This window comes from Streptomyces sp. SID5469 (genome assembly GCF_009862865.1).
Classification (GTDB): Bacteria; Actinomycetota; Actinomycetes; order Streptomycetales; family Streptomycetaceae; genus Streptomyces; species Streptomyces avermitilis.
In genome coordinates, this window is the sequence record NZ_WWIN01000001.1 from 8,249,828 (window position 1) to 8,270,865 (window position 21,038).

At 72.0% G+C, this 21,038-nt stretch carries 19 protein-coding genes; 11 read left to right on the forward strand and 8 right to left on the reverse strand.

Annotation, left to right across the window (positions count from 1 at the left end; translation table 11 throughout):
- Positions 1 to 134 precede the first annotated feature (134 nt).
- From GTY58_RS35890 to GTY58_RS35900, 3 genes are all read left to right on the forward strand, one after another.
- The gene (locus GTY58_RS35890) at positions 135 to 1,487 is read left to right on the forward strand and encodes a peptidase C39 family protein (protein WP_010988313.1); all 1,353 of its coding nucleotides are present in this window, start codon (positions 135 to 137) and stop codon (positions 1,485 to 1,487) included.
- 138 nt (positions 1,488 to 1,625) lie between these two features.
- Positions 1,626 to 1,766, forward strand: coding sequence for an SCO1431 family membrane protein (locus GTY58_RS35895; RefSeq protein WP_010988314.1), 141 nt, complete (start codon positions 1,626 to 1,628; stop codon positions 1,764 to 1,766).
- Positions 1,767 to 1,893: 127 nt separating this feature from the next.
- Entirely contained in the window at positions 1,894 to 2,553 is a 660-nt protein-coding gene (locus tag GTY58_RS35900) for a TetR/AcrR family transcriptional regulator (RefSeq protein ID WP_010988315.1), read from the forward strand.
- A gap of 52 nt (positions 2,554 to 2,605) precedes the next feature.
- On the opposite strand, the gene GTY58_RS35905 is transcribed toward GTY58_RS35900, so the two are convergent.
- On the reverse strand, positions 2,606 to 3,889 hold the full coding sequence (locus GTY58_RS35905; RefSeq protein WP_010988316.1) for a glycoside hydrolase family 18 protein: 1,284 nt from the start codon (positions 3,887 to 3,889) through the stop codon (positions 2,606 to 2,608).
- A gap of 355 nt (positions 3,890 to 4,244) precedes the next feature.
- Here GTY58_RS35905 and GTY58_RS35910 point away from each other — a divergent pair, with 355 nt between their 5' ends.
- Complete coding sequence (locus GTY58_RS35910) at positions 4,245 to 5,417, forward strand: acyl-CoA dehydrogenase family protein (protein WP_010988317.1); 1,173 nt, start codon at positions 4,245 to 4,247, stop codon at positions 5,415 to 5,417.
- A 1,075-nt stretch (positions 5,418 to 6,492) separates the two neighbouring features.
- On the opposite strand, the gene GTY58_RS35920 is transcribed toward GTY58_RS35910, so the two are convergent.
- Positions 6,493 to 6,921 (reverse strand): hypothetical protein, encoded by a 429-nt coding sequence (locus GTY58_RS35920; protein ID WP_010988318.1) that lies wholly within the window; start codon positions 6,919 to 6,921, stop codon positions 6,493 to 6,495.
- A 268-nt stretch (positions 6,922 to 7,189) separates the two neighbouring features.
- Between GTY58_RS35920 and GTY58_RS35925 the strand changes: the two genes are divergently transcribed.
- The 4 genes from GTY58_RS35925 to fxsA all read left to right on the forward strand — a co-directional run bounded on the left by GTY58_RS35925 (position 7,190) and on the right by fxsA (position 11,367).
- The gene (locus GTY58_RS35925) at positions 7,190 to 7,630 is read left to right on the forward strand and encodes an Lrp/AsnC family transcriptional regulator (RefSeq protein WP_037646600.1); all 441 of its coding nucleotides are present in this window, start codon (positions 7,190 to 7,192) and stop codon (positions 7,628 to 7,630) included.
- Between the two features lie 47 nt (positions 7,631 to 7,677).
- Positions 7,678 to 9,300 (forward strand): amidohydrolase, encoded by a 1,623-nt coding sequence (locus GTY58_RS35930; protein WP_010988320.1) that lies wholly within the window; start codon positions 7,678 to 7,680, stop codon positions 9,298 to 9,300.
- A gap of 609 nt (positions 9,301 to 9,909) precedes the next feature.
- Positions 9,910 to 10,707: a polyprenol monophosphomannose synthase gene (locus tag GTY58_RS35935; RefSeq protein ID WP_010988321.1), complete on the forward strand. Its 798-nt coding sequence runs from the start codon at positions 9,910 to 9,912 to the stop codon at positions 10,705 to 10,707.
- An 87-nt stretch (positions 10,708 to 10,794) separates the two neighbouring features.
- Positions 10,795 to 11,367, forward strand: coding sequence for an FxsA family membrane protein (gene fxsA / locus GTY58_RS35940; RefSeq protein ID WP_010988322.1), 573 nt, complete (start codon positions 10,795 to 10,797; stop codon positions 11,365 to 11,367).
- Positions 11,368 to 11,544: 177 nt separating this feature from the next.
- On the opposite strand, the gene GTY58_RS35945 is transcribed toward fxsA, so the two are convergent.
- The 4 genes from GTY58_RS35945 to GTY58_RS35960 all read right to left on the reverse strand — a co-directional run bounded on the left by GTY58_RS35945 (position 11,545) and on the right by GTY58_RS35960 (position 14,991).
- Positions 11,545 to 11,919 (reverse strand): RNA polymerase-binding protein RbpA, encoded by a 375-nt coding sequence (locus GTY58_RS35945; protein WP_003977404.1) that lies wholly within the window; start codon positions 11,917 to 11,919, stop codon positions 11,545 to 11,547.
- 267 nt (positions 11,920 to 12,186) lie between these two features.
- Positions 12,187 to 13,533 carry an MFS transporter gene (locus GTY58_RS35950; RefSeq protein ID WP_010988323.1) on the reverse strand — a complete coding sequence of 449 codons (1,347 nt, stop codon included), beginning with the start codon at positions 13,531 to 13,533 and terminating at the stop codon, positions 12,187 to 12,189.
- A gap of 40 nt (positions 13,534 to 13,573) precedes the next feature.
- Entirely contained in the window at positions 13,574 to 14,341 is a 768-nt protein-coding gene (locus tag GTY58_RS35955; RefSeq protein WP_010988324.1) for a glycerophosphodiester phosphodiesterase, read from the reverse strand.
- Positions 14,338 to 14,991 (reverse strand): membrane protein, encoded by a 654-nt coding sequence (locus tag GTY58_RS35960; RefSeq protein WP_037646682.1) that lies wholly within the window; start codon positions 14,989 to 14,991, stop codon positions 14,338 to 14,340. Before GTY58_RS35960 ends, GTY58_RS35955 begins: the two co-directional genes overlap by 4 nt.
- A gap of 112 nt (positions 14,992 to 15,103) precedes the next feature.
- Between GTY58_RS35960 and GTY58_RS35965 the strand changes: the two genes are divergently transcribed.
- Complete coding sequence (locus tag GTY58_RS35965; RefSeq protein WP_010988326.1) at positions 15,104 to 16,603, forward strand: PLP-dependent aminotransferase family protein; 1,500 nt, start codon at positions 15,104 to 15,106, stop codon at positions 16,601 to 16,603.
- 17 nt (positions 16,604 to 16,620) lie between these two features.
- On the opposite strand, the gene GTY58_RS35970 is transcribed toward GTY58_RS35965, so the two are convergent.
- Positions 16,621 to 18,288, reverse strand: coding sequence for an ATP-binding protein (locus GTY58_RS35970; RefSeq protein ID WP_010988327.1), 1,668 nt, complete (start codon positions 18,286 to 18,288; stop codon positions 16,621 to 16,623).
- A 37-nt stretch (positions 18,289 to 18,325) separates the two neighbouring features.
- Complete coding sequence (locus GTY58_RS35975) at positions 18,326 to 18,520, reverse strand: hypothetical protein (RefSeq protein ID WP_010988328.1); 195 nt, start codon at positions 18,518 to 18,520, stop codon at positions 18,326 to 18,328.
- Positions 18,521 to 18,824: 304 nt separating this feature from the next.
- Between GTY58_RS35975 and GTY58_RS35980 the strand changes: the two genes are divergently transcribed.
- The gene (locus GTY58_RS35980; RefSeq protein WP_037646603.1) at positions 18,825 to 19,217 is read left to right on the forward strand and encodes an ankyrin repeat domain-containing protein; all 393 of its coding nucleotides are present in this window, start codon (positions 18,825 to 18,827) and stop codon (positions 19,215 to 19,217) included.
- A gap of 301 nt (positions 19,218 to 19,518) precedes the next feature.
- Positions 19,519 to 20,937: a hypothetical protein gene (locus GTY58_RS35985; protein WP_010988330.1), complete on the forward strand. Its 1,419-nt coding sequence runs from the start codon at positions 19,519 to 19,521 to the stop codon at positions 20,935 to 20,937.
- Positions 20,938 to 21,038: the final 101 nt, after the last annotated feature.

The following is a 21,038-nucleotide window of genomic DNA, read 5'->3' on the forward strand; positions in this document are numbered from 1 at the left end:
GCCAGTGGTCGGGACCAATATTGGTGACGCGCCGCGTGCCGAAGTGCTGGCAGAAGTCTGCGTCCGGCGGCCATAGTTGGCCCACAGCCGCGCGTCTGAGCTGCCGCTTCCGGACAACTGGGGGTCACCCACCGATGACCAGAGCTTCAGAGCCGTCCCGCAGAACCGTCATCGCCGCGGCGGTCGCCGTGGCAGCGGTCGGCGCCGCGGGCCCGGCGGCCGCGGCGCCGACCGCCCGGCCGACGAAAGCATCCCCGAACCTCGTGGACAACCGCGCCTGGACCTCGTACTCCGACTGGCGCGGGGGCACCGCGAAGGGCACCCGGGCCGTCGCGGGCGCCCGCCCCGGCCTGGCGATCGCCACCCCCGCGGGCCGCACCGACTACACCGACCCGCACACCGGCAGGACCGCCACCTGGGAGTACGCGACCTGGACGTCCCCGGTGCACCGGCTCGCCGTCCCCTCCACCGAGGTGATCGCCTCCTGGAACGCGCACACCCCGGCCGGCACCTGGCTCCAGGTCGAGCTGACGGGCACCTACTCCGACGGCACCGCCACGCCCTGGTACGTGATGGGCCGCTGGGCGGCCGGCGACCAGGACATCCGGCGGACCTCGGTCGACGGCCAGAGCGACGGCAAGAGCAGCATCTGGACGGACACCTTCGCCATCGACGACACCGCCTCGGGCCTGCGCCTGGTCTCCTACCGGCTGCGGCTCACGCTGTACCGCACCCCGGGCGGCGGGATCACGCCGACCGTGTGGCGCCTCGGCGCCATGGGCTCCGACATCCCGGACCGCTTCACCGTGCCCGCCTCGGCGCCGGGGCTCGCCCAGGAGCTGAGGGTCCCGCGCTACTCGCAGGAGATCCACGCCGGCCAGTACCCCGAGTACGACAACGGCGGCGAGGCCTGGTGCAGCCCCACCTCCTCACAGATGATCATCGAGTACTGGGGCCGCCGGCCCACACCCGGGCAGCTGGCCTGGGTCGACCCCTCGTACGCCGACCCGCAGGTGTGCCACGCGGCCCGCTTCACCTACGACTACCAGTACGCGGGCTGCGGCAACTGGCCCTTCAACGCGGCCTACGCCGCGACGTACAAGGACCTCCAGGGCGTGGTGACCCGGCTCGGCTCCCTCGGTGATCTGGAGACGCTGATCGCGGCGGGCATCCCGGTCATCACGTCCCAGTCGTTCCTCAAGACGGAGCTGACGGGGGCGGGCTACGGCACCTCGGGCCACCTGATGACCGTGATCGGCTTCACCGCCGACGGCGACGTGATCGCCAACGACCCCGCGTCGCCCGGCGACGACGCGGTCCGGCGGGTCTACCAGCGGCGCGAGTTCGAGAACATCTGGCTGCGCACCAAGCGGTACAACGCCTCCGGCAAGGTCGTCTCCGGCACGGGCGGCGTCTGCTACCTGTACTTCCCGGCCCATCCCTCCGCGCGCCGGCGCAAGGCGCTCGCGGCGGTGGGCGTCCGCTGACGAGGGGCGGCCCCCGGGAGAGTACCGGGGGCCGCCGCCCCGTGTGACCAAGGTCTCCGCCGCAAAAGCCCTTTCCGGTGGCAAGGTGGACAGACCGGTGGGGGGGAGTCCATTGCAAGACGACGTCAGCGAGAAGCCATGACCGCAACCTCTGCCACCGCACCCCGCGTCCGCACGGGCGGCCCCAAGGAAGACGGCCCGAAGATCCTGGAGCACGTCATGGGCTGGACCCTCGTGGTGGTCCTCGCGATGCTCGTCACCCAGCTCGGCCTGCTGTGACCTGAGTGGCCCGCCCCGCGGGGCGTCCCGAACCGCGTCCGGTTCGCCGATCGGAGTCGAACATCCTGGTGATGATGTTCTGACATACTGCCGATGTCCCGCTGGCAGTTGGAGACTTGGGCCGGAATTGAACAACAGTCAACAGCGCGGCGTGGTGCGCCCCGGGGCACGGGGCACGGACCGCTCTGCCGCGCGTCGCGCCGAACTCATCGCCATCGGACGGAAGCTGTTCGCCGACACGTCGTACGACGCGTTGTCGATGGACGACATCGCCCGCCAGGCGCACGTCGCCAAAGGGCTGATCTACTACTACTTCAAGTCGAAACGCGGCTACTACCTGGCGATCATCGAGGACTCGGTGACCGGCCTGGTCACCCGCGCCGCCGAGGGGCTGGAGCTGCCGCCCGACCAGCGGGTGCACCGCACCATCGACGGTTACCTCCGCTACGCCGAGCACAACCAGGCGGCGTACCGCGCGATCATCAGCGGTGGCGTCGGCTTCGACGCCGAGGTGCAGGCCATACGGGACGGCGTGCGGCAGGCGATGGTCGACGCGATCGCCGAAGGCGCTTACGGGCGCCACGAGATCGCGCCGCTCGCCCGCATGGGCCTGCTCGGCTGGCTGTGCAGCGTCGAGGGTGCCACCCTCGACTGGACCGGCCGCCCGGAGCTGCCCCGCGACATCATGCGCAAACTGCTGGTCAAGATGCTCGGCGGCACCCTGCGCGCCATCGAGGAGCTCGACCCGGCGTATCCGGCACCGCCGGCCGCCCGCCGGGACACCTGAGCGAGAGGCGGGGGCCGTTCGGACCCCCACCTCAAGTGACCTGCTTCGACGGCTAGTTGATCGCCTTGATCAGTTCACCGTTCGAGGTGTCGCCGCTCAGCTCCCAGAAGAAGGTGCCTCCCAAACCCTGCGCGTTCTTGTACGTCATCTTCCCGGCGATGGTCGACGGGGTGTCGTAACTCCACCAGTTGCTGCCGCACTTGGCGTAGGCGGTGCCGCCGACCGTGCCGGTCGCCGGGCACTTCGTCTTGAGGACCTTGTAGTCGTCGATGCCCTGCTCGTACGTGCCCGCCGCCGGGCCCGTGGCGCTGCCGCCCGGCGCCGCCTGCGTGACGCCCGTCCAGCCGCGGCCGTAGAACCCGATGCCGAGCAGCAGCTTCGAGGCCGGGACGCCGAGGCCCCTGAGCTTCGCGATGGTCGCCGAGGTGTGGTAACCCGCCTTGGGAATGCCGGAGTACGAGTTCAGCGGCGAGTGCGGAGCCGTGGGGCCGGTCGCGTCCCAGGCGCCGAAGAAGTCGTACGTCATCGGGTTGTACCAGTCGACGTACTGCGCGGCCCCCGCGTAGTCGGCCGCGTCGATCTTGCCGCCGCTGGTGGCGTCCGCGGTGATCGCCGAGGTGACGAGGTTGCCGCTGCCGAACTTCGAACGCAGCGCTCCCATCAGGTTCTTGTACGCCGCCTTGCCGCTGGTGTCGCAGGTGTTGCCGCAGGCGTTGGGGTACTCCCAGTCGATGTCGATGCCGTCGAAGACGTCCGCCCACTTGGAGTTCTCGACCAGGTCGTAGCAGGACTGGGCGAACGCGGCCGGGTTCTTGGCGGCCTCGCCGAAACCGCTCGACCAGGTCCAGCCGCCGAAGGACCAGAGGACCTTGAGGTTCGGGTGGAGCTTCTTGAGCTTGCGCAGCTGGTTGAAGTTGCCCCTCAGCGGCTGGTCCCAGGTGTCGGCGACGCCGTCCACGGATTCGGCCGCGGTGTACGCCCGGTCGGTCGCCGCGTACGCGTCGCCCATCGCGCACTTGCCGCCCGTGACGTTGCCGAAGGCGTAGTTGATGTGCGTGAGCTTGGCGCCCGAGCCGGAGGTCTCGATGTTCTTGACGTAGTACTTGCGGTCGTAGGTGCCCCATTCGGTGAAGTACCCGACGACCTTGGAGCCGGCGGCGGCCGCCCTGGCGGGGGCCTGGGCCTCCGTGGCGGTCGCGGTGCCCGCGCCGGCGAGCAGCCCCGCGCCGAGGACGGCGCAACATGCGGCGGACAGGAGCGCCCGCAGGGAGGCGCCCCCTGTTCGAACAGGTTTGCGGGTTTGGGGGAGGACGCGGGGGCGGTGCGGACTGAGCATCGTGTCTCCTCGTGGGGGAGAGGGGAGCGTGCGTCGGTTGGCATGAACGCGTAGACGCGCTGGGGACGAAACAGTAGGAGGACTAGACCAGTTGGGTCAATGGTTCGGACCAATTTCGCGTCGGAGGCGGCGCGGGGGCCGCTCCCTGGGGCAGGGTGGCTTCTTTTTTGAGTGAGCGCTCGTTAACTGGTGACGCGATGCCTCCGATCGGGCATACTCACAGCGCACAGCCGCTGGTCAGCAGCCTCCGTGACCCGGAGGCGGCAGCATCGGCAGTGTCCAGTGAGACCCGGCGGGGCCGCCCCACCCCAGGTGAGCGTTCGCCGATGTGCCCGACAGGGAGGAGAGCGTCGCCATGCCCGACCGCGCCCCGCAGCCGGTGGACCGTCAGCTGCCCACGGATGAGGCCCGGGATCTGATCTCGCTCGTCCGCGACATCGCGCAGCGTGAGATCGCCCCCGAGGCGGCCGAGGGGGAGGACGCCGGGCACTTCCCGCGCGAAGTCTTCGGACTGCTCTCGGAATCAGGACTCCTCGGCCTGCCCTACGACTCCGAGTACGGAGGCGGCGACCAGCCGTACGAGGTCTACCTCCAGGCCCTCGAAGAGCTCGCTGCGGCCCGCCTCACCGTCGGCCTCGGTGTCAGCGTCCACACCCTCGCCTGCCATGCGCTCGCCCAGTACGGCACCAAGGAACAGCAGGTCGAGCACCTGCCCGCGATGCTCGGTGGCGGACTGCTCGGCGCCTACTGTCTCTCCGAGCCGTCATCGGGATCGGACGCGGCCTCGCTTCGCACGAAGGCGGTGCGGGACGGCGACGACTGGGTGATCACCGGCACCAAGGCGTGGATCACACACGGCGGCATCGCCGACTTCTACACCGTCATGGCGCGTACCGGCGGCGAGGGTGCCCGCGGCATCACGGCCTTCCTGGTGCCGGGCGACGCCGAGGGCCTGCACGCGGCGCTGCCCGAGAAGAAGATGGGCATGAAGGGCTCCCCCACCGCGCAGGTCCACTTCGACGGCGTGCGGGTGTCCGACGAGCGGCGCATCGGCGACGAGGGGCAGGGCTTCGCGATCGCCCTGTCCGCGCTCGACTCCGGGCGGCTCGGCATCGCGGCCTGCGCCGTCGGCGTCGCCCAGGCGGCCCTCGACGAGGCGGTCGCGTACGCCACCGGGCGGCAGCAGTTCGGGCGGCCGATCGCCGACTTCCAGGGGCTGCGCTTCATGCTCGCCGACATGGCCACGCAGATCGAGGCGGGCCGGGCGCTCTACCTGGCCGCCGCCCGGCTGCGCGACGCGGGCCGACCGTTCTCCAAGCAGGCGGCCATGGCCAAGCTGCTGTGCACGGACGCGGCCATGAAGGTGACCACGGACGCGGTCCAGGTGCTCGGCGGCTATGGCTACACCGCGGACTTCCCGGTCGAGCGCTATATGCGTGAGGCCAAGGTCCTGCAGATCGTCGAGGGGACGAATCAGATCCAGCGGATGGTCATCGCCCGGCACGTCGCGGGTCCCGACTCGCGCTGAGGCGCGTCGCGGTCGTGCGCCGCGCTCTGCGGGCCGTGGGGCGCGCCGAGGCGCCCCGCGGGCCTGAAGTGCGCTGAGGGGCGGTGTGCGGGGCCGGGACCGGCCGGGGCTCAGGCGTCCGCCGGAGGGGTCCGGCCGGCGCCGAACTGGCCCAGCCCGACCGGGGGTGCCGCCAGGCGGACCCACTCCGGGTCGTGACGGCCCGGGAGCGTGCGCCCTCCGTCGGCCCATGTCCGCATCAGGGCGCGGTAGATGGGCGGGTCGACGGGCTGCGGCGGCCGCAGCGGAACCGATTCTGCCGGTGCCGGAACGAGTACCCGACGCCGACGCCCGGTCGCTGGATAGGTGGAAGTCATACCCGGGCAACGCGCGGGCGGCGGCCGGGTCACCGGTGCCTGGAATAGAGCGTGAGTTCATGACGGGCCCGGTAAGGGGTACCGCGGGCCCCTCTCGGCCCTTGGGCGGCGCGCGCGGCTGGAGGTGTCCTGCGCGGCGCTGTGCCGGCCGAGGAAGCCGCGTCCCTCGCCCCCCTCGGCGAGGCAAGCCTCTTGCGTCGCCACGTCACGACTCAACGTACCCACGGCACATGGGCAGTTGACGGGCCGTCACGCCCGCCGCCCATCGAGGACGTCGTCGACCGGTCGACGACCTCCGGCCACGCGAAGAGGGCGGGGCGCTGCTCGGTCGGCCGACGCGCGCACCGAGAACGTCGTCGCGGGAGTCGGGCTTCGGCTGGACGGTCTCCCCGTACCGCTTCTTCCCGGGCCCGGCCGTGAGCATCGGTCGACGCGGGCTGCTGCCCGGCTTCCCGCGGCGCGACGATGCCGAGCGACGCTGTGCGCGGCTCACCGGCCACACCCCGCGGGACACGGCTCTCCCCACCCGGCACGCGGGCCCGCGGCAGGCGATCGTCATGCCGCGCGTCGCCCACCGTCACGTGCGCTGCGGCGAGGTGGCCCTTACGGCGGATCCGGACGCACTGAACCTGCACCACGGCGACCTGCGAGCCGTGGTGCAGGGCAGCTACGGGGATCGAGGGACCACGCGCGGGCCGCGCGCCGCCTCGTGCCGTGGGTCAGGCGGCCTCGCGCCGCATGTCCGGCACCCGCATCGGGCGCGAACCGGGGCCGCCGACGTGCGAGAACGGCTGCGTCCGCCAGTCGAGGCCCTGAGGGAGCGTCAACAGCAGGGCGGTGTCCTGCTCCTGGGGTTCGACGGACTCGTCCGCCGGCCGGGCGTCGGCGGCCTGGCGGCCCGTACCGGCGCAGACCGTCAGCCCGAACGGGTTCCACGGGGTCGCGCACAGCGCGTGCTCGGGCAGGACCTCCTCGTCCGCCAGGAGCGCGATCGGTTGCGCGCAGTCCGGGCAGACGACCCGGTACATCTCGAAGGTGTCGTAGGCGTCGAACTCGTCCTCGCCGGGTTCGACACCCTCCGGCTCGGGCTCGATGACGAGCTGCTGCCGCTTGGGTGCGGTACGACCTGGGCGCTTAAGACTCTGCATGGGATTCTCCCCCTCGGGCTGGGCCGACAAGGCACTGCGGCCTCGACCACAGCAAGCACTTCCCGCCCCGTCTCGGCGGTAATCACGAGAACATCACGGAGCCTGTTCGGGCACTGTGTCGTTCGTCACATGCCGCGCGCAGATGCCCGACGCGGTGGATTTGTCCCACGGGCGGCCGGCAGCCGGCCGTCGGCCACATCACGAACCGGGTATGACCTGCGCGGCTCAGGTATCCGAGGAGATCAGACGCACTGTAGGTTCTTGCGCCATGGAGGAGCTCGACCGACAGATCGTGCAGCTGCTCGTCGCCGATGGGCGGATGAGCTACACCGACCTGGGCAAGGCCACCGGCCTGTCCACGTCGGCCGTGCACCAGCGGGTACGTCGCCTGGAACAGCGCGGCGTCATCCGCGGCTACGCCGCGGTCGTGGACTCGGAGGCCGTCGGGTTGCCCCTGACCGCCTTCATCTCGGTGAAACCGTTCGACCCGAGCGCCCCCGACGACATCGCGGAACGCCTGGCCGGCGTCCCGGAGATCGAGGCGTGCCACAGCGTGGCCGGCGACGAGAACTACATCCTCAAGGTCCGCGTCTCGACCCCGCACGAGCTGGAGGAGCTCCTCGCCCGGGTGCGGACGCTCGCGGGCGTCTCGACGCGTACGACGGTGGTGCTGTCGACGCCGTACGAGGCACGCCCGCCGCGGATCTGACGGCCCCGGCCGCCACGGGAGCGCACGCAGGCGCGAGACTGTTCCCCATGAGTGAGAGCACCGCCCCGTCGGACACCGTGCTGCTGCGCGGTGGAGAAGTCCACAGCCCCGCCGACCCCTTCGCGACCGCGATGGTCGTGGAACGCGGACAGGTCGCCTGGGTCGGCTCGGAAGGCGCCGCGGACGCCTTCTCGGCCGGTGTCGACGAGGTCGTGGACCTCGAAGGCGCCCTGGTCACCCCCGCATTCACCGACGCGCATGTGCACACCACCTCCACCGGGCTCGCGCTCACCGGCCTCGACCTGTCCGGCGCACCCTCCCTGGAGGCGGCCCTCGCCCTCGTACGCGACTTCGCCGCGGCCCGCCCGGACGACCGGGTCCTGCTCGGCCACGGCTGGGACACGGCCCGCTGGCCCGGCGGACGCCCCCCGACACGCGCCGAACTCGACGAGGCGGCCGACGGGCGTCCGCTGTACCTCTCCCGGATCGACGTCCACTCGGCGGTCGTCAGCACCGCCCTGCTCGACCTGGTGCCCGGCATCACCGGCCGCGCCGGATACCTGGACGGCCCGCTGACCCGCGACGCCCATCACGCCGTCCGCGGCGCCGCGCTCGGCGCCGTCTCCCCGGCCCAGCGCACCGAGGCCCAGCGTGCCGCCCTCGCGCACGCCGCCTCGCTCGGCATCGGTTCCGTCCACGAGTGCGCGGGCCCCGAGATCTCCTCCGAGGACGACTTCACCGGCCTGCTGCGCCTCGCCGCCGAGGAGACGGGCCCCCGGGTCGTCGGCTACTGGGCCGAGTGGGGCGAAGAGGGCATCGACAGGGCGCGTGCCCTCGGAGCGGTCGGCGCCGCCGGTGACCTCTTCGTCGACGGCGCGCTCGGCTCGCACACCGCCTGCCTGCACCAGCCGTACAGCGACGCCGGGCACACGGGTACGGCCTATCTGGACGACGACGCCGTCGCCGCCCACGTGATCGCCTGCACCGAGGCGGGCCTCCAGGCGGGCTTCCACGCCATCGGCGACGCCGCCGTGACCTCCGTGGTCGAGGGCGTGCGCGCCGCCGCCGAGAAGGTCGGCCTCGCCCGCGTCCGCGCCGCCCGGCACCGCGTCGAACACGCCGAGATGCTCACCCCCGAGACCATCGCGGCCTTCGCGGAACTCGGCCTCACCGCCTCCGTGCAGCCCGCCTTCGACGCGCTGTGGGGCGGCGCGGACGGCATGTACGCGCAGCGCCTGGGCGCCGAGCGGGCCCGTACGCTCAACCCCTTCGCCGCCCTCCTGCGGGCCGGCGTACCCCTTGCCTTCGGCTCCGACAGTCCCGTCACCCCGCTCGACCCGTGGGGCACCGTCCGCGCGGCGGCCTTCCACCGCACGCCGGAGCACCGTGTCTCCGTGCGCGCCGCGTTCACGGCGCATACGCGTGGCGGATGGCGGGCGATCGGACGGGACGACGCGGGGGTCCTGGTGCCGGGCGCGCCCGCCGACTATGCCGTGTGGCGCACCGAGGAACTGGTCGTGCAGGCCCCCGACGACCGCGTCGCCCGCTGGTCCACCGACCCGCGCTCGGGCACCCCGGGACTGCCCGACCTGACCCCCGGCGGAGACCTGCCCGTCTGCCTGCGGACCGTGGTGGGCGGGCGGACGGTATTCGTACGGCCCAACGAGTGATGTCCGGGGACGGCGCGGCGGCGATCACCACCGGCCGCCCGGCGCGCGACCTGCGCATCCTCCGCACTGCCCGGTCGGATGAGGGAATCGTCGCAGCTCGAACGGCTGTTGACAGCCGACCTCGGGGGGCCGGTAGGTTCGGCCGGGTCCACCACCGGACGTCCGACCGGGGAACTTCCGCGCACTCGCCGGAGCGTCGCTGGGCCAGGGGTGGTGCGCCGCACCGGCGCACCGCCACTGGGAGCCAGGCCCAGCACCCGCGCCACGACGAGGGATCGTTCCGCACGCCGGACGGAGGTCCCTCCCTGCTCGAGCGGAACCGAGAGTCTGGGGGGAAGGGTGTGACCCGGGTGGGGCCCGGACGCTCAGTAGACAACGGCTCTCGGTCGACCCGCAGCCAGCGGGCCCCAGGTCGGCCCGAAGGGCGCCGGGCCCCGATTCCGTGGCGTGCACGCGGACGGGCGGCGGAATCGGATGCGCGCACTGGCGCAAAAGTGCCTCTTACCCGACTCTTGTGTAATCGACACCCCCCATACGAACGTGCTGACACGTCGGTGCAGGCCGCGGCCACTATGGTGGACCCCTGCGTACGGACTTGAAGGGGCAGCAGTGAACGACGGCGACGAGACCCTCACGGCAGGAGCTCAGGGGAGACAGTTCGGCCCGCTCGGCACCGCCTTGGTGATCATTCCGACCTACAACGAGGCGGAGAACATCAAGTCGATCGTCGGCCGGGTACGGGCCTCCGTGCCCGAGGCGCACGTCCTCGTGGCCGACGACAACAGCCCCGACGGCACGGGCAAGCTCGCGGACGAGCTGGCCGTCGAGGACGACCAGGTGCATGTGCTGCACCGCAAGGGCAAGGAAGGGCTCGGCGCCGCGTACCTCGCGGGCTTCCGCTGGGGCCTGGACAACGGCTACGGCGTACTGGTCGAGATGGATGCCGACGGCTCGCACCGGCCGGAGGAGCTGCCCCGGCTGCTCACCGCGCTCAAGGGCGCCGACCTCGTGCTCGGGTCCCGCTGGGTGCCGGGCGGCCGGGTCGTGAACTGGCCGAAGTCCCGCGAGTTCATCTCCCGCGGCGGCAGCCTCTACTCGCGCCTCGCCCTCGACCTGCCGCAGCGCGACATCACGGGCGGCTACCGGGCCTTCCGCCGCGAGACCCTGGAAGGGCTCGGCCTCGACGAGGTCGCCTCCCAGGGGTACTGCTTCCAGGTGGACCTGGCACGCCGCACCGTCAAGGCCGGCTACCACGTCGTCGAGGTGCCCATCACCTTCGTCGAGCGGGAGTTCGGCGACTCCAAGATGAGCCGCGACATCCTCGTCGAGGCGCTGTGGCGCGTCACGACGTGGGGCGTCGGGGAACGGGTCGGACGGATCACGGGCCGGGGGCCCAAGTCCTCGTGAACCGCCGCCTGCGGACCGTACGGGTTCACGGGCGGCGTTGATCATTCCCTTATCCCGCACTGAGCCGGGGCCAGGCACACTGGACGCATGACGACTGGCGCTCCGACTCCGACGTACCCCGCCCGCCCCCGGCGCTCTCGGCTGCGCACGTTCCTGCCGCTGGGTGTGGCCGCATGGCTGGTGCTGGAGATCTGGCTGCTCACGCTGGTCGCCGGTGCGGCCGGCGGGTTCACGGTCTTCCTGCTGCTGGTCGCCGGGTTCGTCCTCGGCTCCGTGGTGATCAAGCGTGCCGGGCGCCGGGCCTTCCGCAACCTCAGCGAGACGCTGCAACAGCAGCAGTCGGACGCGCCGGTGACCCGCGGCAGAAGCGACGGCAACGGGCTGATGATGCTCGGCGGGCTGCTGCTGATGCTGCCGGGCCTGATCTCCGACGCCCTGGGCCTCCTGCTCCTGATCCCGCCGGTCCAGAAGGCCGTGAGCCGGTACGCGGAGCGCACCTTCGACCGCAAGATCCGCGAGGCGACCCCCGGCACGCTGGGCGACGCCTTCCAGCAGGTCCGCATCCACCGCCCCGACGGCAAGGTGGTCCAGGGCGAGGTCATCAGGCAGGACGGCCCCCAGGACCCGGAGCCGGGCCCGCGCCCGCCGCTGAACCGCTAGGGCGGCCCGTCCGGCCGATCATGCAAACGGCACGGCACGGCACGGCACGGCACGGCACGGCACGGCACGGCAGACGTCCGTAGGTGTTACGGACAGCACAAAACCGCAGGCGCCGTACATTCGTACGGCACCCACGGTCACGTGCGTGCGTTGTATGCCGCTCTGCCCCCGGAGGGACTACGCGGACTTGCGGCTGTCCCGGGGATGAACCGCGATGTTCATCGCGCCGGATCGCAGAACCGCCAGGCGCTCCTCGAGGACCTCTTCGAGCTCCTCACGGGTGCGCCGCTCCATCAGCATGTCCCAATGCGTACGCGCGGGCTTGGCCTTCTTTTCCTCAGGGCCGTCGCCGTCCACCAGGAGTGCCTGGGCCCCGCAGACCTTGCACTCCCACTCCGGCGGGATCTCCGCCTCGACCGAGAAGGGCATCTCAAACCGGTGCCCCTTCTCGCATGCGTACTCCACGGCCTGGCGCGGGGCCAGGTCGATGCCGCGGTCCGTCTCGTAGCTGGTCACCACGAGGCGCGTGCCGCGAAGAGCTCGCTCACTCATGAATCGTGCCTCCCGGGCTTGTCGCCCACAGGACAGGTGTCGCTGTCGTCGTCATCCGGTCAACGTCCGGTCGGCGGTAAAGATTCCCGTTCCGGGTCCCGTTCCGGGTTGTGCGTCGCCGTCGTAGCCGCCCCTTGTTGTACCCACCGGCGCCCGGTTTGTCACATCTGCTAGCAGATGTCACCCAGCGTTTCGGCTTCTTTGACGCGCAGTAACGGTACGCCTGGCAGGCCAAACGCGTACACTACCGCCCTTTGGCCCTGGGCGCTAAATCCTTTCGGGAACGGAGTTCCCCGCGTCGCGCACCGCCTGCCGTACCGGAACCCTGGCGAGCAGCACGAATCCGACCACGAAGAAGGCCACCAGCGAGATGATCGCGTCCCGGTAGCTTCCGGTCAGCTGGTAGGTCAGGCCGAACAGGAGCGGGCCCAGCCAGCTCATGCCGCGGTCGCTCATCTCGTACGCCGAGAAGTACTCGGCCTCCTTGCCGGCGGGCACCAGATGCGAGAAGAGGGAGCGGGACAGGGCCTGGCTGCCGCCGAGGACGAGACCGATCCCGGACGCCAGGACGAAGAACCAGAAGGGCGCGCCGGCCGGCAGGAAGTAGCCGGCGCCCAGCGTGACCGTCCAGGCCACCAGTGAGCCGAGGATCGTGCGCCGGGCGCCGTACGTCCGGGCCAGCCGCCCCATGCCCAGGGCGCCGCCCACCGCGAGCACCTGGACGAGCAGCACGGCGACGATGAGCGTGGACTGGCTCAGGCCCAGTTCCTCGGAGCCGTACACCGACGCCTGGGAGATCACCGTCTGGATGCCGTCGTTGTAGATCAGGTAGGCGAGCAGGAACGAGAGCGTGAGCGGGTGGCGGCGCATGTCGCGGACGGTCGCCGCGAGCCGGCGCGGTCCGGGGGCGGTGATCTCCTTGACGGGCGACCCGCGGTCGCGCAGCCGCTTCAGCGGTATGAGGGTGAAGGCGCCCCACCACAGACCCGCCGAGGCCAGACAGATCCGGACCGCGGTGCTCTCCGAGACACCGAAGGAGTCGTGGGCGAGGAACAGCACCAGGTTCGCGATGAGGACGAGGGCTCCCGCCGCGTACCCGAACGCCCAGCCGCGGGACGAGACGGCGTCGCGCTCCTCGGGCGGGGCGATCTGTGGCAGATAGGAGTTGTAGAGCATCATCGAGACGGCCTGCGCGGCGTTGGCGACCAACAGGAGCACGCCGCCCAGCAGATAGCGGTCGCCGTCCAGGAAGAACATGCCCGCCGTCGCCGCAGCGCCCACGTAGGCCGTCACCGCGAGCAGCGGCTTCTTACGGCCCGTGCGGTCGGCGGCCGCGCCCACCAGGGGCATCACCACGACGGCGACGATCACGGACAGGGACACGGAGTACGCGAAGAACGACCCGGCGCGCACCGGGACGCCCAGCGGATGCACATAGCCGTCCGCGTCCGCCGCCGACTTCGCGACCGACGTCAGATAGGGGCCGAGGAACACGGTCAGCACGCTCGTCGAGTAGACGGAGCAGGCCCAGTCGTAGAAGTACCAGCCGCGTTGTTCGCGCCGTCGCTCGGCGGCCTCGTCGGTCGGCCGTGCCTGCGCGGTGTCGGTGCCCACCCGTGTCCTCGCTTCCCCGTGGTAGGGGCCGCGCGAGGGTTCAGATCCAGGTGCCCCGGTCTTCCAGGACCTTGCGCAGCGTGTCGATGTGATCGGTCATGATGCCATCGACGCCCAGGTCCAGGAGCTGGTGCATCTGGTGCGGATCGTTCACGGTCCACACATGCACCTGGAGTCCGCGGGCGTGGGCGGCGCGCACGAACCGGTGGTCGGCCACGGGAACGCCCGACTGGGACATGGGCACCTGGGCGGCGATCGCCGAGCGGCGCAGCGCGGCCGGTATGCCCCAGGAGCGCAGCCGCAGGCTCAGGACACCGCGGATGCCGTACGACGTCGCCAGCCGCGGTCCGGCCAGGCGCTGGGCGCGAACCACCCGCGCCTCGGAGAACGAACCGACGCAGACGCGGTCCCAGGCGTCCGTGCGCTCGATCAGGTCGAGCAGCGGGCGCAGGGCCGGCTCGGCCTTGACGTCGACGTTCCAGCGCACCCCGGGGAAGGTTTCGAGCAGTTCCTCGAAGAGGGGCACCGGCTCGCTGCCCGCCACGCGCGCGTGGCGCACGTCCGCCCAGGGGAGATCGGCGATCCGGCCCGCTCCGTCGGTGACCCGGTCGAGGGTCGAGTCGTGGAAGGCGACGAGTTTCCCGTCGGACGTCGTGTGCACGTCCGTCTCGATGTAGCGGTAGCCCGCCGCCACCGCGCGCCGGAACTGGACCATGGTGTTCTCCAGGCCGTCCGCCGCCCCGCCCCGGTGGGCGAAGGCGATCGGGCCCGGATGGTCGAGGTAGGGGTGGCGTATGTGCGCGGTCACCGTCGAAGTATCGCCCGCGGGGGTGGCCCCTCGGCAACGACCGTGCTGCCGCCCGACGCCCCGGAGGGGGCGAACAAACGCAGGAAGAGCTGGGCGAGGGGGCCGATCGCCACCGCGTACAGGACGGTCCCGGCGCCCACGGTCCCGCCGAGCGCGAAGCCCGTCGCCACGACCGCCACTTCGATGACCGTGCGCACCAGCCGGATCGAGCGTCCGGTGCGCCGGTGCAGGCCCGTCATGAGGCCGTCGCGTGGACCCGGTCCGAAGCCGGCCGCGATGTAGAGGCCGGTCGCCACTCCGTTGAGCACGATGCCCGCCGCGAGCAGGGGGATGCGGACGGACAGGGTGTGTGCCCCGGGAAGCAGGGCGAGCGTGCCGTCCATGGCGATGCCGACGACGAAGACGTTGGAGACGGTGCCGAGTCCGGGGCGCTGGCGCAGCGGGATCCACAGGAGCAGGACCGCCGCGCCCACGATGATGGACACCACACCGATCGTCAGACCGGTCAGCTCCGCGAGTCCCTGGTGCAGCACGTTCCAGGGCTCGAGCCCGAGTCCCGACTCGACGAGGAGCGCGGAGCTCGCGCCGTACAGCGCCAGGCCGACGTACAACTGGATCAACCGTCGCCCGCGACGGTTCTGTGTGGACAGGACGCCGGACAAGACGTGCCCCCCTGTGGTGGTTGTGGACTGACCCGTGTCACTCTGTGGCTTGGAAAGAGAAGCCATCCATGGCCAATTCCGGGAAGGTGGACTGGCAACCATGGCTCAGTGGACTTCGGCAGTGGGCGCCGCGCAGCTCGCCCGGCTGCTCAACTCCCAGCAGGAACGCCCCGCGGGCCCCGGCACCCGCCGCCCCCCGGCCTATCGCGCACTCGCCGACGGTATCCGGCTGCTGGTCCTGGAAGGACGCGTGCCCGTCGCCGCCCGGCTGCCCGCCGAGCGGGAACTGGCGCTGTCCCTGTCCGTCAGCCGTACGACGGTCGCCGCCGCCTATGAAGCGCTGCGTGCCGAGGGCTTCCTGGAGTCCCGCCGCGGAGCGGGCAGCTGGACCGCCGTGCCGGCCGGGAACCCGCTGCCCGCGCGCGGCCTGGAGCCGCTGCCGCCCGAGTCGCTCGGTTCGATGATCGATCTGGGCACCGCGGCGCTGCCCGCCCCCGAGCCGTGGCTCACCCGCGCCGTTCAAGGAGCCCTGGAGGAGCTGCCGCCGTACGCGCACACGCACGGCGACTACCCGGCCGGGCTGCCCGCGCTGCGCTCGATGCTCGCCGACCGGTACACCGCGCGCGGCATCCCGACCATGCCCGAGCAGATCATGGTGACGACCGGCGCGATGGGCGCGATGGACGCCATCTGCCATCTCTTCGCGGGGCGCGGCGAGCGCATCGCCGTCGAGTCGCCCTCCTACGCCAACATCCTCCAGCTGATGCGCGAGGCGGGGGCCCGGCTGGTGCCGGTCGCGATGGCCGAGGGGCTCATGGGCTGGGACATGGACCGTTGGCGGCAGGTGCTGCGGGACGCGGCGCCACGCCTGGCGTACGTCGTGGCCGACTTCCACAATCCGACCGGTGCGCTGGCCGACGAGGACCAGCGGCGCCGGCTGGTGGACGCGGCCCGATCGGCCGGGACCGTGCTGGTCGTCGACGAGACGATGACCGAGCTGCACCTCGACGACGGTGTGGAGATGCCGCGCCCGGTGTGCGGCTTCGACCCCGGCGGGTCGACGGTGATCACGGTCGGGTCCGCGAGCAAGGCCTTCTGGGCGGGCATGCGCATCGGCTGGGTGCGGGCGGCTCCCGACGTGATCCGCAGCCTGGTCTCGGCCCGTGCCTACGCGGACCTGGGCACACCGGTGGTGGAACAGCTGGCCGTGAACTGGCTGCTCAGCACGGGGGGATGGGAGCAGGCGGTGGAGGTGCGCCGGGCCCAGGCCCGCGAGAACCGTGACGCGCTGGTCGCCGCCGTGCGCCGGGAGCTGCCCTCCTGGGAGTTCTCGGTACCGCAGGGCGGGCTGACGCTGTGGGTGCGTACCGGCGGTCTGTCCGGCTCCCGCCTCGCCGAGGCGGGGGAGCGGGTCGGGGTACGCGTCCCCTCCGGACCCCGCTTCGGGGTGGACGGCGCGTTCGAGGGGTATGTGCGGCTGCCGTTCACGGTCGGCGGCGCGGTGGCGGAGGAGGCGGCGGCACGGCTGGCGGCCGCGGCGCGGCTCGTGGAGACGGGCGCGTCGGGAGCCGGGGAGTCGCCGCGGACCTTCGTGGCCTGAGCCCGGCCCGAGCGGGTTCAGCCCTCCGCGGGCACGGCTTCCGCGGCCACGGCCTCTGTGACCACGGCCTTCGTGGCCACGGTTTCCGGGACGACGGCCTCAGCGGTCACGGCCTCAGCGGGCACGGTCTTCGCGGCCACGGTCACCGTGGGGACCGGCTCCGCCGCGTCCGCCGGAGTGCTCCGCCCCGGCAGCAGGTCGAGCACCGCCCGCCGGTGGGTCTCGCTCGTCGCGTCGTCGTACGGGTCCGGGGTCGCCGGCACCTGGAGCCGGTGCACCGGCCCGCCGCCGAGCCGGGCGTAACCCCGCCCCGGAGGTACGTCCTTCGCGGGCGTCGTGTGCGGCGGCGCCCCCAGGATCTCCGCCAGCCGGTCCGGAGTCGCGGGGCCGAGCACCACGCGCGCGCGTGTGTGCTGACGTACCGCCTCGGACAGGCCGTCGAGGCCGTCGAACTGCTCCGCCACGACGACCGTGACGTTCGCCGCGCGACCGTGCCGCAGCGGCACCTGGAGCAGCGACTGGGGATCCTTGCGCCCCTCCGCCGCCGCGAGGTGGCCCAGTGCGCTCGGCCGGTCGAGAAGGAGCCAGAGCGGACGCTTGATGTCCTCCGGCGCCGGATACCCCTCCTGGCGGGCACGGTTCGCCGCGATCAGGCGCCGTTCCGTCTCGTGGGTGGCCCACTCCAGGCTCGCCACCGCGCCCGCCGGCCCGCATTCGACCGCCAGCACGCCGTCCCGGCCGGTCAGGCACGCGTACTCGCCGGTGCCGCCGCCCTCGACGATCACGACGTCGCCGTGCTGGAGGGCCTGGAGCGCGATGGAGCGCACCAGGGTCGTCGTACCGCTGCCGGGCTCGCCCACGACCAGCAGGTGCGGTTCCGTGGAACGGACGCCCGTGCGCCAGACCACCGGAGGCACGTCCCGCTGTTCCTCGCCGTAGGTCAGGGGGAGCGTGCGCTGGACGCCGGTCGGGTCGGTGAAGCCGAGGACCGTCTCGCCGGGTGCCGTCACGAAGCGCTGGGCGGCGATGTCGGTGGGCAGCGGGCCGAGAACGGTGACCGTGAGCTCGTTGCCCTCCTCGTCCCAGGTGAAGTGGTACTCGCGGCCCCGGCCCGACTTGGCGTGCAGGAGCTGCTCGATCCGGGCACGGGACTCCGCCTCGCCGTCCGTGAAGTAGGCCGGGTAGCGGATGAGCAGGCGCGAGATGCGGCCCGTGCCGTCGAAGTCGTACGCGGGGAACGCCTCCTCCCACTCGCCGCCGTGGGCGTACAGGGGAGCCGGGTCCTCGGCGGTCGAGAAGTACGGGACCAGCGCCTCGTACAGCGACCGCAGGCGCTTGGTCTGCGACTCGTCGGGGCCGGCGGGTCGCTTCGCCCCGGGGTCGCGGCCCATCCAGGCTGCCGCCGCCATCAGGGCCACGGCGGCGAGCAGTGGTCCGTACGGTGCCAGGGCGACGACCAGGATCACCGAGGAGAGGAGAAAGAGGAGCGGCCCGCGCCGGTCCTTCGGTGTGTCGGCCCACCTGCGCCGTCCGGCCGCCGCCAGCCGGCGCAGTCCACGGGTGATCGTGATCAGCGGATGGAGGACGTCGGTGGCGCTGTCGGCCGCCGTCCGGGCCAGCTCCCGGCTCCGGGCGAGCTGCGCGCTGCCGTTGCTCAGAATGCGGGGGAGGGGGCGCCGGGCCACGTCGTTCTCCTGAGGGTGCGTGCGAAGGGAAGGGCGGTCAGAACCTGATCCCGCCGAGGAGACTCGCCAGGCTCGCGCCGCCGGCCTTGATGCTCGGGGCGATGGCGGTGCTGGAGAGGTAGAAGCCGAACAGCGCGCACGTGCACGCGTGCGTGCCCTTGAGGCCGTCCTTGCGGAAGAAGAGGAAGACGACGATGCCGAGCAGGACGACGCCTGACATGGACAGAATCATTTCGGTTCTCCTGGTTGGTGGGGACAGTCACCATGAGTTCTTCCAGGCTCACAGGATGTATCCATACGATAAAAGGTGCAAATGGATGGAATTAGACTGATTTCATCCGGCTGGCGGAGCCGTTCTGGGCCGCCCGGACAGGCCGGTTGCGCCGAGCGGGGCGTGCGGTGATCTTTGCCTCGGGCGGTGCCGGTCATGTACCCCGGAAGCCAGTACGCTGGCGATTCACCCGTACGGCTGCACCGCTCGCCGTCGTACGCTCCCCAGTCCCCAGAAGCAGTCGTAGTGAGAGGTGGTCCGGCCGATGAGCGAAGCCCCCGACCCCGAGGTCGTGGAGCTGGCGACCAAGATCTTCGATCTGGCGCGCCGTGGCGAGACCGAGCCGCTTGTGGCGTATGTCGACGCGGGGGTTCCGGCCAACCTCACCAACGACCGGGGCGACACCCTGGTGATGCTGGCCGCATATCACGGCCATGCCGAAGCGGTGCGCGCCCTGCTGGAGCGTGGCGCCGAGGCCGACCGGGTCAACGACCGAGGCCAGACACCGCTCGCGGGGGCGGTTTTCAAGGGCGAGGAAGCGGTGATCCGGGTCCTTCTGGACGGCGGTGCCGACCCGGCCGCGGGCACGCCCTCGGCCGTCGACACGGCCCGGATGTTCGGCAAGGCGAACCTGCTCGAACTGTTCGGCGCACGCTGATCCGAATGCCCTGACCAGGCACGACACAGAAAACGGGGGAGGCGGGACGGGGCCGCCGGAAATACGGTCGCGGCAGGAAGAACCGCCGGGTCATCATGACGTCGTGATTCACGGACGCGATGGCTGGGCAGTTGTTGCCGCACCGCGCGGGCCGTGACGCGGCCCGCATGGGCCACCGACGAGAGGCAGAGGAAGATGGTCTACAGCAAGCAGGAAACGGCGGGCGCCCCGACGTGTTGTCACGCGGCCAGGTAAAGCAGGACCCCCGGTTGCGTCGACGCTTGATGTGAGGCTGTTTCCCATGTTCGATCCGGTCATAGCGCCCAGCGGTACGCTGCTCGGCCTGCTCCAGCGGGGCCGCGGCGACGGCACACTCCACGCGCTCACCGCACCGCGGGCCGAGGCGCTCGCGGCCCTGAATCACTGTGTGCTGCGTGACCCCCGCCACGACTGGCAGGTGGAGAACCGCTCCCTGTACTACGCCCGTCTCTACCTCGACCTGAGCGGTGAGCTCGACGAGATCGAGCGGCACCTCTTCGACGCCGAGGACGTTCTCGACACGGACGAGTCCCGCACGGGGCTCGCCCTCGCGGTCCTCGGGCACCTCGCCTCGTACGGCAGGCTCGACGCGCTCGCGCTGCTGCGCAGGTACGCGGCCGTCGGCACCAACTGGGCCTGGGCCCTCGACGAGCTGGCGCTGCGCGACGACGACGCGGGCCTGCGCGCCCTCGCCGCTCCCGTGCTGGCCCGCTTCCCGGTCGATGCCGAGGGCGAGGCCGAGCTCGCCGCCGCCGTGCGCGACGCCTTCGAACCCCGGCCCTGGCGGCTGTGGGCCGAGGATCCGCGCGAATCCATCGGCACGCGCGTGCGCGGCGCCCAGGAGACCGGCTCCTTCGACCGCTGGCAGCGCCAGATGCGACCGGCCGGGCCCCGGCCCGGGTGGAGCGTGCAGGCCGTCTTCGACTGGGCCCAGCAGGGACTCGAACGCGGAGCGCTGCTCCACGTTCCGGCCGCCCGCTGCCTCACGGCCGTCGCGGGCCCCGAGGACCGGCCCGAGATCGTCGAGGCCGCCCGTTCCGGCGGCGACGGCGCCCGCTGCACCGCCCTGCGCTATCTCACCGACGGCAACGATCCGGACGCCCTCGACCTCGTCGAGGGGGCCGTGGCCACCGGGTCCGCGGTCGTCGTGGAGGCCGCGCTGGACGCCTTCGAACGTATGTGCAGTGTCGCCGCCGTGGACCGCGCGCGTGGCTGGGCCCACCGGCCCGACCCTCTGGGCGCCGCCGCCGGGCGCATGCTCGCCTGCCGGGGCGGTGCGCAGGACAGCGAACTGGTGCTGGGCGCCCTGCGGGAGGCCGTACGCGGAGAGGGCCCCGACGCGCCCACGCTGTGGACGCTCGTCGACGGCACCGGGCGGCTCGGCATCGCGTGCGCGGCGCCCGTGCTGCGTCATATCTACCGCGAGACCGCGTCATCCCATCTCCGCGGCCGGGCCGCCCGCGCCCTGGCCGCCACCGATCCCTCCTTCGCCGCCGGTTTCGCCGTCGAATGCCTGTGGGACTGCGAGGAGTTCACTCGCGAAGTCGCCGCCCGGCACGCCGAGACCGGCGACGCGCGCGTGGTCGACCAGCTCCGCCGCCTGGCCGCGGACCCGGCCGAGGAGGCAGAGGTCCAGACGGCCGTACGCAGCCGGATCGGGCCCGACATGCCCGCCGTATGAACAGCGTGCCCGCCGTATGAACGACATGCCCGCCGTATGAACGAGGGGTGACCCGCGCGGCGGTCGGGCATGGACGTGGGCCGACCTGCCCGGGTGTGCAG

Coding starts and splice junctions, on each gene's coding strand:
- GTY58_RS35890 (WP_010988313.1), top strand. CDS start 135: ATGACCAGAGCTTCAGAGCCGTCCCGCAGAACCGTCATCGCCGCGGCG.
- GTY58_RS35895 (WP_010988314.1), top strand. CDS start 1,626: ATGACCGCAACCTCTGCCACCGCACCCCGCGTCCGCACGGGCGGCCCC.
- GTY58_RS35905 (WP_010988316.1), bottom strand. CDS start 3,889: ATGCTCAGTCCGCACCGCCCCCGCGTCCTCCCCCAAACCCGCAAACCT.
- GTY58_RS35910 (WP_010988317.1), top strand. CDS start 4,245: ATGCCCGACCGCGCCCCGCAGCCGGTGGACCGTCAGCTGCCCACGGAT.
- GTY58_RS35920 (WP_010988318.1), bottom strand. CDS start 6,921: ATGCAGAGTCTTAAGCGCCCAGGTCGTACCGCACCCAAGCGGCAGCAG.
- GTY58_RS35925 (WP_037646600.1), top strand. CDS start 7,190: ATGGAGGAGCTCGACCGACAGATCGTGCAGCTGCTCGTCGCCGATGGG.
- GTY58_RS35930 (WP_010988320.1), top strand. CDS start 7,678: ATGAGTGAGAGCACCGCCCCGTCGGACACCGTGCTGCTGCGCGGTGGA.
- fxsA (WP_010988322.1), top strand. CDS start 10,795: ATGACGACTGGCGCTCCGACTCCGACGTACCCCGCCCGCCCCCGGCGC.
- GTY58_RS35945 (WP_003977404.1), bottom strand. CDS start 11,919: ATGAGTGAGCGAGCTCTTCGCGGCACGCGCCTCGTGGTGACCAGCTAC.
- GTY58_RS35965 (WP_010988326.1), top strand. CDS start 15,104: ATGGCTCAGTGGACTTCGGCAGTGGGCGCCGCGCAGCTCGCCCGGCTG.
- GTY58_RS35975 (WP_010988328.1), bottom strand. CDS start 18,520: ATGATTCTGTCCATGTCAGGCGTCGTCCTGCTCGGCATCGTCGTCTTC.
- GTY58_RS35980 (WP_037646603.1), top strand. CDS start 18,825: ATGAGCGAAGCCCCCGACCCCGAGGTCGTGGAGCTGGCGACCAAGATC.
- GTY58_RS35985 (WP_010988330.1), top strand. CDS start 19,519: ATGTTCGATCCGGTCATAGCGCCCAGCGGTACGCTGCTCGGCCTGCTC.